The organism is Paenarthrobacter sp. CC6, assembly GCF_040560085.1.
Taxonomy (GTDB): domain Bacteria; phylum Actinomycetota; class Actinomycetes; order Actinomycetales; family Micrococcaceae; genus Arthrobacter; species Arthrobacter nicotinovorans.
Genome location: NZ_JARDAN010000009.1, coordinates 123,250 through 138,890, shown reverse-complemented (window position 1 = coordinate 138,890; position 15,641 = coordinate 123,250). Strand labels below are relative to the sequence as shown.

Here is a 15,641-nt window from a genome sequence, read left to right as displayed (position 1 = left end):
TCCCGACAAATATGGCCAATCTAACGCGCCCATTGACACCGGTTTCCTGGGTGAATGAGCATTCAGCTCGAGACTCCCTCGTTCCCGACGTGTTCCACACCCCCGAGAAACGTGGACCTACCGTGGGCCGGCCCGCGTTGGCCAGCAACTCATTCTTGAAGCTGAACTACTAGTGCTGGGGACAACGGCGGCAAGGTACGGATTGCCAAGCGCCGAAAACCGTGTCCTACCGCTCTCCATTTGGGCCTTCCAAGGCGAATGCACCATCAATACCCCGGCGATCCTCGCCGCCGTCGTACTATCCGCACTCCCCCTCGTCTTCGTCTACATCGTGGGACGACGCCAACTTGTGGCCGGTCTCACCGCCGGATTCAGCAAGTAACCCACAGCTACGCAGCGGGGCGCACCGCAAGGTGCACCCCGCAGTCCCCTTGTTGATTGAAGATTCGAACACTTGGGTGCGCCTGGCTCCCGCCGAATCTGTCTTTAAGGGGCACCATGGATCGCTTGATTTTGCAGTGCGCTTCGATGACACGGCCGAGACCCATTTGATGGCACTCGGCCGATCGTGGCCGCCGAACTCTCACCTCGAAATGACCCTGCACATGCAGAGCGCTTCCGGATCCGCGTCATGTCGCTACTGCCACTCACACGTATGAGCAGATGTAGGCCCAAGGAGGGAAGAGCCAATGGCCGCAAGTAGGCACCATAAAGACGATTTAAGTGTGGACAATGTCCACACCCCTTTGGCCTGACAAAGCAGCCACCATCCACGACTCATCGCTCCAGGAACGAACCAAAGTCAGGATCTTTAGTGCAAGTTTCCAAAGTCATGTCGTGCGTAGCGTCCCTACCCATGAAGAGGTGTAGGCCAACCACGACCTACCCGACGAACCAGGAAAGGAGCACATAACCCCAGCTCACAGCGAACGGAGGGCAACCAGCCACGGCCCTGAACCCGCTCCCCCACAACCGAACAGGCGACCCGCGGCGCCAGGCACACCCCGCGGCCAGTGTCAGAGGGACCTGACCACCCAGAATGTACACACGTTAAAGCAAAACCCCCTCTGACGAGGGGGTCTGCCGTGCCCGAGGTGGGACTCGAACGGGATTCCTGGTACTGGTAACACTGGAAAGTGGCGGAAACATGCGGAATCCGGGCCAGTCCGGTGGCTGTACGAGGCAGTCCGAGGTGGACAGTGTGGACATTGTCCACACTTCCTTTTCGCTCGATGGACCACCGACAACGAGAACCCGATCTTCCCCTCCGCACTCATACCCCGCGGCTGCAGTGGGCCGCTGCGGCCTTGCGTATTGTCCGCTCGATGACCCCCTGAGTCCGCGTGAAGCCTCCGGTCAGGATGAGGCCCCGCCCTCCAACGTGTGGCTCCCGCCGGGTCGGTAGAGCAACCCACAACTCGACGGCACTCAACCCGCCAGAACGATGAATAGTTCGACACAGTAGCTGCACCTCCTTCATCTATTACGTGGCGGAGACGACACCGAGCATCATGACAAGACCTCCCGGCCGGGCCGACGACAGAACGTCCGTTATCGGCTCTCGAGTAGGACGGACAGAAGTAGGTGAGAGAACTCGTCTCAGCCTGCCTTTGGGCGTTTTCCCGCGTCGGGAACGGGTCAGCACTGAGAGTTGCTGTCCTTTCGGCTCTTGAACAGCAGGTTGCGGAGCGTCCGGGCAAGGCCGCAGACGTGCAAAGTTCCCTCATATAGGTGATGCGCGGGGCGCTGCACCGGGACAACGCCTACTCCTTGCGGGCGACCCGAGCGCGCCCGTAGGGCCAGGGGGCCATCATCCCTGAGCCCTCTGATCAGCAGGGACTCCGCAGGCGGCGGGGCCGGCGCGGCGGGACGGGTCCGGCCCGGCCCGGCTGGCCACCGAAGCTGGAACGTCGTCGCTACCATACACGACAGCTCGTTATCGTCTACCGCCCAGCTGCCATCCTGCCGCTTCGCATGGCTCCGGAATTAGTCTTACACGCTCTATTGGCTCTCCCATGAGCGGCCTGCTCGACGAGAGGTTCACGGGAACCGGCAACGCATTGCTCCAGGAGCCCGGCGGGCGCACCGCAAGTGAACGTGAACAGCCACTGTCGGCGTACCTAGCGAAAACAACGCAAGATGACGGGTGCGGGACAGCCTGTCACGCTGTCCCACACCCCTCGTTTCCGTCAGCGAGAGGCTAACGGAGCTGCGGGATCGGTGTCCGCATCAGCCGCCGTTGCCGCGTGCGTCTCTCGCAGGCGGTCGGCGTACTTGTCGATCAGGTACATCGTCAGTCCGCCGAGCACGAGGAGTACGGCGATAACGATGAACGGGAGCGTGTCGCTGCCGGTCGCCGAGATGATCGAACCGGTCACGTAGGGTCCGGCGAAACCGCCCAGGCTGCAGATGGAGTTCACGAGTGCCATCGCGGTAGCGACGGCGGCAACCGCGAACAGCTTCGGCACGATGCTGAACAAGGGAGTTGCGGTTGCACTGCTCACGGCGAGGAGGCAGAGGCCGGCCATCATCACTATCGGTGACGTCGAGAAGGTGACGACGAGCGCGCCGACAGCGCCGATGGACGTCAGTGCTAACGCCCACGTGCCGTACTTGCCCGACCTTGCGACCAGTCGCGATGTAAGGAGATTCGCGGCGATTGCGAAGAGCGCCGGGATGGCGACGATCCATGCCACTTGTACCGCGTCGAGTGTGAGGGCGAACTGCGTGTTGAAGTTCGTCACCATGGTCGGCATGAAGAACGTCGTGGTGTAGGCAGCGAACGGAACCGTGAAGTAAGCGATCCCGAGCACCCACGTGCGCCAGTTCTTCAGGCCCTGGCCGATGCTGCTGTGCTCCCCGGCGGGGATAGCAGACTGCTCGATGGCAAGGTCGGTGACGATGACCTGCTTCTCGTCCGGGCTGAGCCACTTCGCCTTCGCCGGACTGTCGCTCAGCACGAAAAGTGTCGCAATGCCGAGCAGGATTGGAACCACGCCGGTCACGAGGAACATGAAGCGCCACCCGGAGAGGCCAAGGAACAGTACCTCATTGCCGATCTGAATGAGCCTGGACATCAAGGGGCCGCCGAAGAGGGTCATCGACTGGGCGCTGGCGAAAAAGATGCCATATGCCCATGCGCGCTTTTTGGCCGGCAGCCACAGCGTCAGGTAGAACAGCACGCCCGGCGCGAAGCCTGCCTCTGCGATTCCGAGTAGCACACGGCAGATGGCGAGCACGAACTCGTTGGGTGCCCACGCGGATAGCGCTTGGATGATGCCCCAGGTGAAGATGATTCGGGCCAACCACCTCCTGCTGCCGAACTTTTGCAGCATCATACTGCTGGGGATCTCGAAGAGTACGTAGCCGATGAAGAACACGGCAGACACGAGCCCGAACGTAGCAGCCGAGAGCATCAGCTCTTTGTTCATGCCTGCGGGCCCGGCATACGCCAGGGCTGCGCGGTCGGCGTTGGCGGCGAAGTACAGCACGCAGAGGAACGGCATTAGCCGCCAGAGGATCTTGCGGTACGCGCGCGCCTCTAGAGCCGATTCAGTAACCGCGCCCTTGCGGTTTGTAAATGCTGGCATTGGTATCTCCCGGATGCGTTAGGGGGTCGGCGCAGTGGAAGGTGCATAGGAGCGGTTCAGCTCCGTGGCTCGTGCGTCTACTGCCGGTGGGGTGGGGTGAGTCATGATGAACGGACGGTTCTCGACGATGGCCTGAACCACCATAGGGCCCACCCACTCAGGTGCAATCGCTTGCTGGAAGTGAGTGACCTCCCCGAGTTCAAAGGTCTCTTTCTCTTCTGCGCCTACCGCTTCCGTCTTGACGACGTAGCTCTCCCACGGAATGATCTGGCGGTGGCCCGCCTGCTCAGCGCTGGCGCGAAGTCGTTCGCTGGTCGCGCCGATGCCCGTTTTCACCGAACCGGGGTACAGCACTGAGACGCCGATGCCGAACGCAGCCGCCTCGTATTCCGCGCGGGTGGCAAGCGAAAACCCATCCACCGCGGATTTCGCAGCTGTGTAGGCTGCGTGCCCCGCGGTCGGGCTGAGCGTCGCCATGGAGGAGGTGTTGATAATGTGCTTCGGTCCGGCGGTCGCCCGCATGCGCGGCACGAACGCGCGGTGGCCGTTGTAGACGCCCCAGAAATTCACGTTCATCATCCATTCGAAGTCTGCATCGGTCGCATCCCAACTAGCCCGGAACGGCCGCCAGGTGACACCTGCGTTGTTCACCAGCACAGCGATGTCGCCGAACGCTTCGTACGCCGCTTCCGCAAGCGCTTCGACTTCGTCGCGCTTGGACACGTCAACCTTGAACGGGATGCTAGCGACGCCGAGCGCCTTGACCTGTTCGCTCACCGCAGTTGCGGCGTCGAAGTCGATGTCGGCGATGACGACGTTCAACCCAGCGTCTGCGAGTGCGAGGGCGATCGATCGCCCCATTCCGCCACCAGAACCGGTTACGACTGCTCCGCGTCCTGCCATGTCTTCTATCTGCATTGGTCAGTTCTCTTTCTACTTGTTGGTTGCCGTCAGGGCTTTGAACTTGTTTTCGTAGTTGCGCCGCAACTCGGTTGGCAGGAAAGCGTCTTCGGTGCGTCGCGCCTCGGCGTAGGATGGCGACAGAATCGGTCGCCCCATCCGATGGCATATTCGGAGCCGACCGCCTCGCTCATCTTCCTGATGCAGGCATCCATTGGCGCAGACGTGCCAGGCTCGCTATACATCGACCAGCCGCTTCCACGCCTCGTACACCTCGGGTACTAGGACCTATCTGGCGACTACCGGCGGAACTGGAAGATCGGTTTGAACGTCGGTAGGGACGCTGACTGCGTGCCTGTCGGTCAAGTTACGAGGAGCGAGCAGCCACCACACACCTGCTAGTGCGAGAACGAAGATGGACAGTCCGACAAAGAGTCCGATCCAGGAAGACTCCGGTGTGAAGCCGTCCGGCCCGGGGGCAATCACGTTGAAGATGATCGCAGTCGAAATCGCCGCGGAGAGGTACTGGATAACGCCGTGGACTCCGAACACCGTTGACGGATTGTCTTGGCGGGTCGACGCAGCCACCAGAACGTGGCCCGCCGCGAAGACACTCATCACTGTAACGCCGTACAAGAAGGCCCAGAGGAAGAACAACCAGTAGCTGTTATGTGCAAAAGCAAGGCCAAGGAATACCGTGAGCGTCGATGCAGCGGCCAAAGGCAAAAAGGCCTTGGGTCCCATAAGAGGCAGGAGACGCTTGACGAGCTGTCCTGCGACCAACGTCCCTGGGAACACCATTAGGAGGGGCAGGGTCGAGGCTAGTGGATCAAGTGCAAGTCCCCATTGGGGGTTCTGCATCATGTTCGGAAGGCCGACGTAAAGCGGTATCCCGGCGAAGCAGATGAGCACTATGGTGAGGTAGCCCGATACAGTCTGGCGCACATCCATGTTCTCGAATGACATCACAGGTGACGTGGCTCGCCGCTGTTGGAAGACCCATGCTACGAACAGCACAGCAGCCGCGGCAAAGAAACCGAGAACTGCCGGAGAGGTCCAACCGTCTGTCGGCCCGGCACTAATGCCAAGCAGTACCGCGGTCACCCACAGACCGAGGCCGATGGCGCCCGTCCAATCCAACTTGTTTGTCGTCGCGGTCACAGCGGTAGTGCGGGGTTGGATCGGAGCGGTACGGGACGCCAGAGCGAACAGCAGTTGAATAGCGAAGAGTCCAAAAATGAACCAGGTGATATAGCGCCAGGAAATGCCAGCCAGTCCCAACACGCCCGCCAGAACAGCAGCCAGTGGAGAGAAGACGGACATTACCGTCGCGAGCCAAACTGAGATGCGCTGCGTCCGGGTAGCGTCTGCCCCGGGGCGCACAAGTCCCCAGCCAAGCGGGATACCAGCCGATAATCCGATAAGGAAGCGCCCGATGACCAGCGGCCAGAAGTCAGACATCAGGGCTGCTACCGTCGATCCGAGCAACGCCAAAATAGATACGATTATCAGGACCTTTCGCGAACCGTAGATATCCCCCATTCGGGACGTCAGGGCGACGGATACAGCGCCCCCAATGGTTGTCGCGTTGAAGAACCAGCCGATTTCGGCGGCCGAGAAACCTGTGTCCCCCATGATCGTCGTGATCAGCGGCCCGTACATGGTGCCGCTGGCAACATCGGCGATCAAGCCTGCGGTGAGGAGTGCCCCCACGCTTGCCCAAAGACCTCCTCTATTGGGCACTGAACTCTTTTCGGGAATTGAAATCTTTGTTGTTGCCATTTCTTGCCTATCTGGTTGGTTGGGGTTGAGGGAGGACGGCATGTGACGGGGCAGTGAAGTGGTCGCGTTCGGGTTCTTCCCGGTTCCGATGTGCTTGCAGCCCACCGGAACCGGGGTCGTATCCGTACGGGCACTTTGGGAAGGGCGCAACCCTCACATGGGGGTGATTAGGATCTATGGGGGCTCGGAAGTGCATTACGCGTGTGTTGATGTGGCGGCGTTCGGCTCACGGCGATCACTGACGACGGAACCGCCACACAGAAAATGCACCGGTGGTCCTTCCCGCGTCCTGGGAGGCACGGGGGTTCGAATACCGGCTAGGGGATCCGGCTGGGGACGGTACGGCTTAGTTGAAGCCGATGGTGATGGCGATGTAGACGCAGTCTTCGTCGTAGTGGTTCTTCCAGGCGTGCGGGACGCCGCCCATGACCAGGAGGTCGCCGGGCTTCAGGGTCCGGACCTTTCCGCCGGGGAGTTCGATGTCGACCTTGCCGGAAAGGACGATCTCGTAGTCAATGGAGTCCGTCGCATGCATGGCCGGGTCATCGTGGGACGCTCCGCCGGCTTCTTTGATGTTCTCGTTCGCGGCGGCAACGTCGAGCTTTCCGGCCGAGTTGGCGGGGAAACACATCACCCCGAACGTGGAACCGTTGGGCCCGGCGATATCGACTGTGTCGGCAGTGTCGCCGAAGTTATTAAGGCTGTGGCCCTGGGCGACTTTCCAGTACCAGGCTCCGTTGACGGCACCGGGAATTTCGATGGTAGCTGGGCCAGAATCGGGGTCGAGGAAGTCTACCTCTCCGTCAGCATTCGTGGCTGCTACGACGAGGTTGAATTTGTCAGGGGCTGGGAAAGGCATGGGCTTATCCTTGACGTCGTTGTCGGATCTATGATTTTGCTCTCAGACTCCGGTGAGCTGCGTCACTCAGAGGAAGGCATAAACCAACGGTAAGGACATCTGCACCCAGTGTGGGAGCCCCGCCGACGCCAAAAACTTGTTTTTTTCCGCCACGCGTGAAGACTGCGGGAAACGGTCGCATCCTTGATGCTGGCAATCAAGCGGCACCCGGGCGGGCATTGGGTACCCCGCGGTTTCCGGTGTTCTTCCCAAACTCTCCGACGACCCGGGGCGCACGGATGGCTTTCCTGGTGGTTTTCTGAAGCCGTGCTGGGGTCCTCGTTGATATTGGTCGATCCATTGACGAGGGCCGATTTTCGACGTCAGAGCAAGGGTACTGCTGCGGCGTATGCCAATACGCAACGTTATGATTTTACAAAATCTATCTGCGAGGCTGGATTCTCAACTGCCTTGGGTTTGCGCCAAGACTTCGAGGAGGAAGTTCATGCGTTTCGCTTCTTATCGCGACATTCGGATGCCGAATTTGAGTGTCCGGATCCTGCGGGACGTTCTAGGTGGAGCCGGTCTGGATTATCTTGCTGCGTTTCAGGCCGCTGGGCTCGATCCTGACATCGCCGAATACCCGGGTTCCGTCGTCACGGGTGAACAGGAGCTTGCCTTCCAGCTTAAGTTTGTTGAGCTAACGGCCCGGCGGACTGACCTATGGATTGAGGCCGGCCAAGGGTACTCCCTTGCCTCTCTTGGCGTTCACGGTTTAGCCATTGCTACCGCACCCACGTTGACACATTGGGTGGAGGTTGTCATGGAAATGGACGTTGCTTATGCGATGGCTGAGTTCTCATCGATCCACAACAGTCATGGAGCGTTGACTGGGGCTCGAATCCGGCATTCTGAGGCTCCGTCTGAGTTGGTTGCGTTTAGCGTTTACCGCGACACCGTGGCCACGGTCCGGGGCTTGACCATGCTGACAGCCAAGGATCCCTTTCCCTTCACCGGGATGCACCTTCCCTTGGAAGAAGTCTCCCCTGAGCTTGTGCAGATGGTTCCAGTACCGATCACCCTCGGCGCTCAAGAGGTCCGGCTTGAATGGGACGAGCAATTATCCGTGAAACAGTTGCCGTTCGGGGATGCGTTTCAGCACGAAACCTATGTGCGACAGGCCAAGGACCACCTTCGACAATTCCAACTGGAACAGGATTGGACGCGCTCCGTGGTTGAAGCCATGAAAGCAACACCAGGCACTGGTGTTGCATTAGGCGAGGTCGCGTCGATGCTGAACACGTCTGTCCGCACGCTACAGAGGCGACTTGAGCAGCACGGCAGGACGTTCCGCCAGCTGCGCGGCGTGGCCCGCTTCGAACTTGCCACCGACCTACTAACCAGCACAAACATTTCGGTATCCGAAATCTCACGTCGGCTTGGTTACGAAGAGCCGGCAAGCTTTACGGTCGCCTTCAAGCGCTGGTCCGGCCGCTCCCCCTCCCAATACAGGGTGTCCCCGCCTCCGCAACGCTAAAAAGTGTGGCGAAACCAGTTGTTGACGTCGTTCCGCCCAATATCCGGGCCAGTTCTCGATAACGTGTGGTTAGACTTGTTGGCATCTGGAACAATTGCAGAGGCGGCCCCATAGTGGTGCTGGTCCTGCCATGCTTCGATAGATGGGCGGCTGGGGTCCTCCAGAGTGTTCCTTTAAGGGACTCGTGGGTTCCTTCCTCACTTTGACCCCGCCAAGCCCTCGCAGAGCCAAGCGGGGTCAAAGAATTGGGAATGCCGAGCAGGACCAATAGTTTTGGTACCTATGAATTGTGGCTAGTGGCTGTACTCATGGCTGTCGCGGTACGCCCTTGCCGGATGGGTTTCGCCAAGACGCGGTCCGCCTCCGGGAAAGAGCTTTTCGCGCAGAGTTCCTTCCTGGTACTCGCGCTGCATGAGTCCGCGTTCCTTGAGGATGGGGGTGACGTGTTCAGCGAAATCGGCAAACGTCCCGGGGACCGTGATGCTCATGATGTTGATGCCCGTTACTCCTGCTTCTGCGTATTCGGTGATCCGGTCAGCAATGGACTCCGGTGTACCCGTGATCCTCCATTGGCGGGCATTGTCCCGGCCGAGGTCGGCAACTGTTGCGACCTTCCCCTTCGGCGCGTTGTCGATGCATAGTTGGATGCTACCCCGCAGACCCTGGGCCTGATCGATGATGTTGACGAGCGGCTCGTCCGGATCAAACCTCGTCAGGTCGATGCCGGCTGACGCACTGGACATCGCCATCTGCGCCGTGACATCGGCCCATTCGTCCAGCTCGTCAGCCTTCCTCTGCGCTTCTTCTTCCGTGGATCCAACGACGAATGTCAGTCCCTCGATGAAGTGGATGTCATTGGCGTTTCGCCCGAGGGCGATGGCACGCTCTTTCATCTTCGCGATCTTGGAGGCCGACGCCTCGGGTTTACCAGAGATCATGAAAGCGCCCTCGGTATGCCGTGCCCCGAAATCCAAACCGGCCGCGGATGACCCGGCCTGAAAGAGGACAGGAGTGCGCTGCGGGGAAGGCTCAGACAGATGGGGGCCCTCCACCGAGTAGCGCTTACCCAGGTGATTAATCTTGCGTACCTTGCTCGGATCGGCGTAGATTCCTGTGTCCCGGTCCTTGAGGACGGCACCGTCGGCCCATGAGCCTTCCCAGAGCTTGTAAACCACCTCAACGTACTCCTCGAGCCACGTGTAGCGTTCGTCGTGGTCGACGAAGCCGTCCATGCCCATGCTCCTGAAGCCGTTCGCATTGAAGCTCGAGACCATGTTCCAGCCGACCCTGCCGTTGGTCAGGTGGTCCAGGGTAGACATCTGCCGGGCGAAGGCAAAGGGATGCTGCTGAAGAACTGAGTTGGTGTACACGATGCCCAAGTCCTTGGTTGCATGCGCCATTGCGGACACAAGCATCGCCGGTTCGCTGATCGGGAACTGCAGTGCGCGTTCTATCACGACATCGCTGGAACCGCCCACCGGCGGGTACATGCCGAAGTTGTCCGCGATGAAGATGGCGTCAAAGTGATGCCGTTCCGCCAGTTGGGCGAGCTCCACCCAAAGTCCGAGGTCGTTGTACTCCGTCGCGCGCGACTCTGGATGTCTCCACATCCCCTGCGAGATGTGGGAGGGGGTGTCCATAAGGAAGAAGTTGTAGACCAAGGGTCGTGTGGGAGCTGACATGTTAATAACCTTTCGTTGGTCCCTGAGGTTGCATAGGGACTCCGGATAGCGAGCCACAGCTCGCTCTTAGTGATCAGGTCTCGACTGCGGAACAACCCGCCGGAAGTCGAGAATCCGTGGCCAGCTTCAAATCAGCGGTATCGGGGGCACCTCAGCGCGGCAACGCCGGGGTGCCCATACCGCTCCAACTGGGCAGGTGTCCTCGTTGACGACTGCTGTCTTCATTGACGACCCGGCTGGGCCCATGCCCGGAAGCGGGTTAGCCCTAATTGTGTAGGCCACCCGGCAACACTATTGCCGGGCAGGGGTCGGCTGTCAGATGGCCACATGACAACAACCTCTGAGTTAACGCCATGACTTCAAGACCACAAGAATTCAAATCCGTAATTTGGCCTACCCCAGACATACGGAACCGGCGCACTCTGAAAGTAGCGTCAGCCAGTAAGTTTGGTTGTCGCACGGTTAGCACTGCGATGATGTGTCCGTCCGTGACGATTTCGAACAATCAGCCTCCGACACGAGCCGCCAGACGATATGGGAGCGCCCTGTTCACAAGCTATGAGAAACGTTGTAGGTAGTCATATGCGTGTGGATTGCACACTGGCTATTCGTGGAGGCTGTAACTCTGGCGGACGAAATCTTGTACCTTGAGTGACCTGGGGGCTCAGAGACCGTCCCACCATTGGGGATGTGGCCACTTCGTTGATCATGTACGCCTCATCGCTGGCAGGTACAGCAATATCGTGAACTCGCTCCTCATTGCGTGAAAAGCCCCAAGATGACGAGGTCAGAATTCGTAGAACATTCCAAATAGGCCTTATTCGAAGTTGGGCTGATAACTTGCCTGCCTGGCGTGTTCTGGAACGCGAACGCGGCCATCAGGGCGGTCATGGTGGATGCGAAGCGGCGGTCCGGGTCGGTGTCCCCGAACAGCCGGGCCCTGGCGCCTAGGTATCTTTCGCGAAGTTCTGTTCGTGCAGCCTCGGGGTCCGGGGATCCAGCACGGCGAAGGTTATGGCGGCCCAGGGCTCCTGCGTACCGCGCCCTGCCGAGTGCCGCCGGGACATCCAGTTCGGCGAGTTGCCAATCGTCGGGCCGGATGGCGGCGTCGGGCTTCTCCTTGGAGAGGAACAGGTTCATGAGGTAGGGCGGCGGAAACGTGGGCCATGGCGGCGATGTCCCGCACTGTGACGGCACGCGCGCCCCGAACAAGCAGCCTGATGGGCGGAGGACGGCGTCGTGGCTGGGGCTGCTCACCCTCCCAACAACGTATGTTCAGCGCGCGGCAAAGCGAAGTCCAGCGTGACCGACTGGCCACCCGCGATGATCTTTTGTGCCGCGGAATCGTGAGTGGCCGGATCAAGCATGGTCACGACATAGGGGCCGGTGACGGGCAGCGGAAGAGCATACCTGCCATCGGCGTCGGTCGTCGTTGTTCCGATGTGGCCGCCCTTGGCTCCTAGAAGGGTCAGCACCGCGCCCGCCTGTGGCACTGTGCCGGCTGTGACCGTTCCGCTCAGTTGCAGCTGCTCGCACAGCAGGAAATTCTGCTTTAGGGTACGGCCGTCGAACTCAAAGACCTCTGCCATGGACGCCCAACCGGCGGCGTTGGCTACCATCAGGTACTTCCCGGTGCCGGGCAGCGCAACGGAGTAGTTACCCTCGGCGTCCACCCGGCTCCAGTCCACCGGCTGGCCATCGGTCTGGAGGACGGTGACGACGGCGGGGGTGATGGGGCGGTGGTCGGAGGCAAGGACGCGTCCCTGCACCACGAGTTCGGCGGCGACGACGTCAGGAAACGGCGGGCGGCGGACCCCGCCGGCGCGGGGGATAAAGACCGCGGCAAGCACCGAGCCCGCCGAAGCCAGAGCCGCCATCCAAAAAACATCCTTGAATGCCTCGAATGATGGGAGGCGGGTGTCACCGACGGTGAGGGTTACCGAGGTAAAGACGGCTGCGATGGCCGCGCTGGAAGTGGAAGTGCCGATGGCACGGACAAGGCTGTTCAAACCGTTGGCGGAGGCCGTCTCGGTGATGGGAACGGCGCCCATGATCAGTGTGGGCATGGCAGCGTGAGCAATGGCCGTGCCGACGCCCACCACCGTTGAACCGACGATGACCCACGCAATGGAGTCGAAGAAGAACACCCTGCCCACGTAGCCAGCAACCATCACTACGGCACCAGCCATGAGCGCAGTCTTGCCGCCGAAGATCCGGATAATGCGTCCAGACAGCGGTGCGAAGACAACCATGGCAAGCCCGGACGGGACCATGCACAGCCCTGCAGTAATCACGTTCAGGTCGAAGCCGTACCCGGTGTCGGCCGGAAGTTGGAGCTGCTGGGTGGTGAGCAGCATGTTGGCGAACATTGCAAAGCCGAGCATCAGCGAGGCCAGATTGGTCAGCAGCACGGGCCGGCGAACGGAAGTCCGAAGGTCAACCATCGGCTGGCGGACCTTCAGTTCATAGGGCATCCAGACGGCCAGCAGAATGACCGCGACGAGGAACAGCAGCAGTACTGGCTCGGAGCCCCAGCCCCACGAGCTTCCTTTAGAGATTGCCAGCAGAAGGGCTGCCAGCGCCGCGGACAGCACTAGCGCACCTGCGTAGTCGAAGCTTCCGTGCGTGCGGACCTTTGATTCCGGGACAACCAGCAGCACAGCCAAGAGCAGCAACACTCCGCCGGCGGCGGAAACCCAGAAGATCGAAGTCCAGCCCAGGTTCTGGTAAAGCACCCCGGCCAGCGGAAGGCCCATGGCGCTGCCGATGCCCAGGGTGGCGCTCATCAGCGCTACAGCGGAGCCCATCTTCTCTTTGGGCAGCTCATCGCGCATGATGCTGATGCCCACCGGAATCAGGGCAGAGGCGAAGCCTTGAAAGGTGCGGCCAACAACCAGCCACAGGAACGTTTCGCAGAGTGCTGCCAACACTGACCCAACCACCATAATGCCTAGGCACACCACCATCAGTTTGCGTTTGCCGTACATGTCCGCACTGCGGGACACGATCGGCGTAGCCACGGCGCTGGAGAGGAGGGTGGCGGTCACAAGCCACGAGGCGTCGTCGGCCGTCACGCCCAGGATCCCGGGGAAATCCGGAAGAAGCGGGATAACCAATGTTTGCATCAGCGCCACCAGCGTACCGCTGAGAGCCAGGACTGCAGTGATCGCTGAGGGGGACGGACGTCGCCGCCGTTCGAGGGCGGAGGAGCGGGGCATGGGCTGCTTTCAGGGGTGCGATGAGGGGTGAGCGCATGTTTACCGACTGTCTCCGTCGTCCTGCGAGCTTCACGGTGGCTCCAAAAACGCTGGGACCGGCCCGCTCACGCTCGCAGCACATACCCGGCCTCTCCGTCGGGACGTCCGCTGTTGTGAAAAATAGGTCGGTCGGGGCGGTGGCTTTCGGGGCGGGTGACTATTTGACGTCGATGGATTGCGCGTTGGCCAGTTCGCGGAATTTCGCGCCGTGCCAAATGAGAGGCTCGTTTTCGCCGACGCCGAGCTTCTTTACCTCAAGCTGGGCGAGCCAGTGATCGCCTGCTTCGGAGACCTTCTGGATTGAGCACTCAAGCCATAGTGCTGCGTCGTCTATGTATACGGCACCCTCCTTGTCAATTTCGATGGCGACCTGCTCGAAGCGGACAGCGCGGTCTTTGCTTGCGAGCTTGCGGGTCAGATCGCCTTGGCCCCTGCCGATGATGGATACGCCGATTAAGCCTGCTTCCTTAATAAACTTCCACGTCTCGGATGACTTCTGGACCGCGACGGCTACAAGGCATGGCTGGAGTGACACTCCGACCATAAATGATGATGCCACCAGGGCGTGCTTTTCGTTGTCGATGTCAACAGCCAGTACGGCCACACCGGACGGAAATTGAGCGAAGGCCTTCCGTAGCATCGTCGCGTCGTCAAATGTCGCCACTTTGGGATTGTGAGTAAGTGTCGTCATAAGTTTCTCGTTTCTTTCTCGTGGGCGATTAGCCACATTTTCTTGTCAGTGATCAACAGGTGAATGATCGACATAAGTGAGGGCTTCCTCTGAGCAACCTCGGCCGGGGAACAAAGGGGGTGCCGAGTCTAGTTGGCTGAGGAGGCGAGGGCTTTTGAAGCGTTGGCAATTCTGCCAACGAGCCGGAAGTTGAGCGCATACTGCAATGCCGCCGCCGCTACGGTGTCCTGGAGATCTTCCAGCTGGCTAAGAGGCAGGAACAGTCCGCGACCTGGAAGGATCGCGCCCAACTCGGCCAGGAGAGGTGACAGTGTGAAGGTCGGGGCCATGGAGTGGGAAAGGTCGCCACCGGTCTGAATCGCGATCGCTGTCACTCCCGCTAGTGCATTAGCTTGGTACCTGTCCAGAAACGCTTTCAGGAGCCCGGTGTATGTGGCTTTATAGGTGGGTGAAGCAAATACTACAAGGTCACTTTCGGCGACCTTGGCAGTCAGCTTGTCCATCTCTTCCGAGGGCCAGGCGAATACTTCGGCGCTGTGATTGGCAAGATCTATCACATCTATGGAGTATGAGCCCGGATCGAGGAGCTTTTCGGCAAACAACTCCGCGACCATCCGTGTGCGTGATTCAGGCTTGGGGTTACCCACGACAACTGTTACCGTCAATTGCATTTACTCTTACTTTCACTTTGAATTAAGAAATGTCGGAACCGGAGCCGACACAACGCATGCTCCGGCAATGTCCCCGACGCGTGGTTCAACAACGAGGAGACGGACTCGTACTGCTCTCTCCTGCAGCAGAGCCTGCGAGGTATGTACGCGGTTGCCGACCTTCAGCCTGGGCAACTGTTATGGCCGCTTCTTCGCGGCAGGGATCTTATGACCCCAGGCTTAGCGGCATGACCCTACTTCGGTGAGAGTAATAAAAGGCCTGTCGTACAATGGCTATTCACCATAGGTGCGGGATTTCAGAAACTTCTCGATTCCGTCAATCAACTCTGATTCTGCCTGTAACTTTTCTTGAGGGCCTGGCTCCCAGTTGAGACCCTCCCAGGGCGAAGTGACGAACTGTCCATTGCTGTCATCCTCACGGCTGTGGTCCAGCTGCCCAAGGTAGGGGCCTTGGTCCAGGTTGTGGTTGTGGGAACGAGCGGATGCGGCAATCGTTTTCACGGTGGAAAGTTTCATTTGCTTTCTCCAGATCCTGTTTCTGTCATCTTTGACACCCGGAATACGGGGTTTATCTATAAAGGTGGACCGCGTAGCTACCCTGTCGCCGTAAGTAAGCGGTCAGTGACTATTTCTTGCATTAGAGTTCGGGAAGCTCTTTCAATCTATAACTACAAATATAGGTTGTGACCTGCG

General features: G+C 59.8%; 12 protein-coding genes and 1 pseudogene. 2 read left to right on the top strand and 11 right to left on the bottom strand.

The window, feature by feature from the left end; translation table 11 throughout:
• Positions 1-208: 208 nt before the first annotated feature.
• Positions 209-382, top strand: a pseudogene (locus tag PV760_RS10940) (carbohydrate ABC transporter permease); the annotation flags it as partial.
• A gap of 1,807 nt (positions 383-2,189) precedes the next feature.
• Here the strand turns inward: PV760_RS10940 and PV760_RS10930 are convergent.
• From PV760_RS10930 to PV760_RS10910, 5 genes are all read right to left on the bottom strand, one after another.
• Positions 2,190-3,590, bottom strand: coding sequence for an MFS transporter (locus PV760_RS10930; RefSeq protein WP_354627730.1), 1,401 nt, complete (start codon positions 3,588-3,590; stop codon positions 2,190-2,192).
• An 18-nt stretch (positions 3,591-3,608) separates the two neighbouring features.
• Positions 3,609-4,508, bottom strand: coding sequence for an SDR family NAD(P)-dependent oxidoreductase (locus PV760_RS10925; RefSeq protein ID WP_354627729.1), 900 nt, complete (start codon positions 4,506-4,508; stop codon positions 3,609-3,611).
• Between the two features lie 15 nt (positions 4,509-4,523).
• Positions 4,524-4,649, bottom strand: coding sequence for a hypothetical protein (locus tag PV760_RS10920; protein WP_354627728.1), 126 nt, complete (start codon positions 4,647-4,649; stop codon positions 4,524-4,526).
• 129 nt (positions 4,650-4,778) lie between these two features.
• On the bottom strand, positions 4,779-6,203 hold the full coding sequence (locus PV760_RS10915; RefSeq protein ID WP_354627727.1) for an MFS transporter: 1,425 nt from the start codon (positions 6,201-6,203) through the stop codon (positions 4,779-4,781).
• A gap of 415 nt (positions 6,204-6,618) precedes the next feature.
• Positions 6,619-7,131: a cupin domain-containing protein gene (locus PV760_RS10910; RefSeq protein ID WP_354627726.1), complete on the bottom strand. Its 513-nt coding sequence runs from the start codon at positions 7,129-7,131 to the stop codon at positions 6,619-6,621.
• Between the two features lie 484 nt (positions 7,132-7,615).
• Here PV760_RS10910 and PV760_RS10905 point away from each other — a divergent pair, with 484 nt between their 5' ends.
• Positions 7,616-8,647, top strand: a complete 1,032-nt coding sequence (locus PV760_RS10905; protein WP_354627725.1) for an AraC family transcriptional regulator — start codon at positions 7,616-7,618, stop codon at positions 8,645-8,647.
• 293 nt (positions 8,648-8,940) lie between these two features.
• Here the strand turns inward: PV760_RS10905 and PV760_RS10900 are convergent, their stop codons facing one another.
• From PV760_RS10900 to PV760_RS10875, 6 genes are all read right to left on the bottom strand, one after another.
• Positions 8,941-10,329: an NtaA/DmoA family FMN-dependent monooxygenase gene (locus PV760_RS10900; protein ID WP_354627724.1), complete on the bottom strand. Its 1,389-nt coding sequence runs from the start codon at positions 10,327-10,329 to the stop codon at positions 8,941-8,943.
• Between the two features lie 756 nt (positions 10,330-11,085).
• Complete coding sequence (locus tag PV760_RS10895) at positions 11,086-11,586, bottom strand: hypothetical protein (protein ID WP_354627723.1); 501 nt, start codon at positions 11,584-11,586, stop codon at positions 11,086-11,088.
• Positions 11,583-13,547 (bottom strand): MFS transporter, encoded by a 1,965-nt coding sequence (locus PV760_RS10890; protein WP_354627722.1) that lies wholly within the window; start codon positions 13,545-13,547, stop codon positions 11,583-11,585. Before PV760_RS10890 ends, PV760_RS10895 begins: the two co-directional genes overlap by 4 nt.
• Before the next feature lie 196 nt (positions 13,548-13,743).
• The gene (locus PV760_RS10885; RefSeq protein WP_354627721.1) at positions 13,744-14,250 is read right to left on the bottom strand and encodes a flavin reductase family protein; all 507 of its coding nucleotides are present in this window, start codon (positions 14,248-14,250) and stop codon (positions 13,744-13,746) included.
• Positions 14,251-14,405: 155 nt separating this feature from the next.
• Entirely contained in the window at positions 14,406-14,948 is a 543-nt protein-coding gene (locus PV760_RS10880) for an NAD(P)H-dependent oxidoreductase (RefSeq protein WP_354627720.1), read from the bottom strand.
• Positions 14,949-15,221: 273 nt separating this feature from the next.
• Positions 15,222-15,464, bottom strand: coding sequence for a hypothetical protein (locus tag PV760_RS10875; RefSeq protein ID WP_354627719.1), 243 nt, complete (start codon positions 15,462-15,464; stop codon positions 15,222-15,224).
• Positions 15,465-15,641 lie beyond the last annotated feature (177 nt).

Excerpts from the sequence above, each read along its gene's own strand:
- PV760_RS10930 (WP_354627730.1), bottom strand. The coding sequence starts at position 3,590 with ATGCCAGCATTTACAAACCGCAAGGGCGCGGTTACTGAATCGGCTCTA.
- PV760_RS10925 (WP_354627729.1), bottom strand. The coding sequence starts at position 4,508 with ATGCAGATAGAAGACATGGCAGGACGCGGAGCAGTCGTAACCGGTTCT.
- PV760_RS10920 (WP_354627728.1), bottom strand. The coding sequence starts at position 4,649 with ATGGGGCGACCGATTCTGTCGCCATCCTACGCCGAGGCGCGACGCACC.
- PV760_RS10910 (WP_354627726.1), bottom strand. The coding sequence starts at position 7,131 with ATGCCTTTCCCAGCCCCTGACAAATTCAACCTCGTCGTAGCAGCCACG.
- PV760_RS10905 (WP_354627725.1), top strand. The coding sequence starts at position 7,616 with ATGCGTTTCGCTTCTTATCGCGACATTCGGATGCCGAATTTGAGTGTC.
- PV760_RS10900 (WP_354627724.1), bottom strand. The coding sequence starts at position 10,329 with ATGTCAGCTCCCACACGACCCTTGGTCTACAACTTCTTCCTTATGGAC.
- PV760_RS10890 (WP_354627722.1), bottom strand. The coding sequence starts at position 13,547 with ATGCCCCGCTCCTCCGCCCTCGAACGGCGGCGACGTCCGTCCCCCTCA.
- PV760_RS10880 (WP_354627720.1), bottom strand. The coding sequence starts at position 14,948 with ATGCAATTGACGGTAACAGTTGTCGTGGGTAACCCCAAGCCTGAATCA.
- PV760_RS10875 (WP_354627719.1), bottom strand. The coding sequence starts at position 15,464 with ATGAAACTTTCCACCGTGAAAACGATTGCCGCATCCGCTCGTTCCCAC.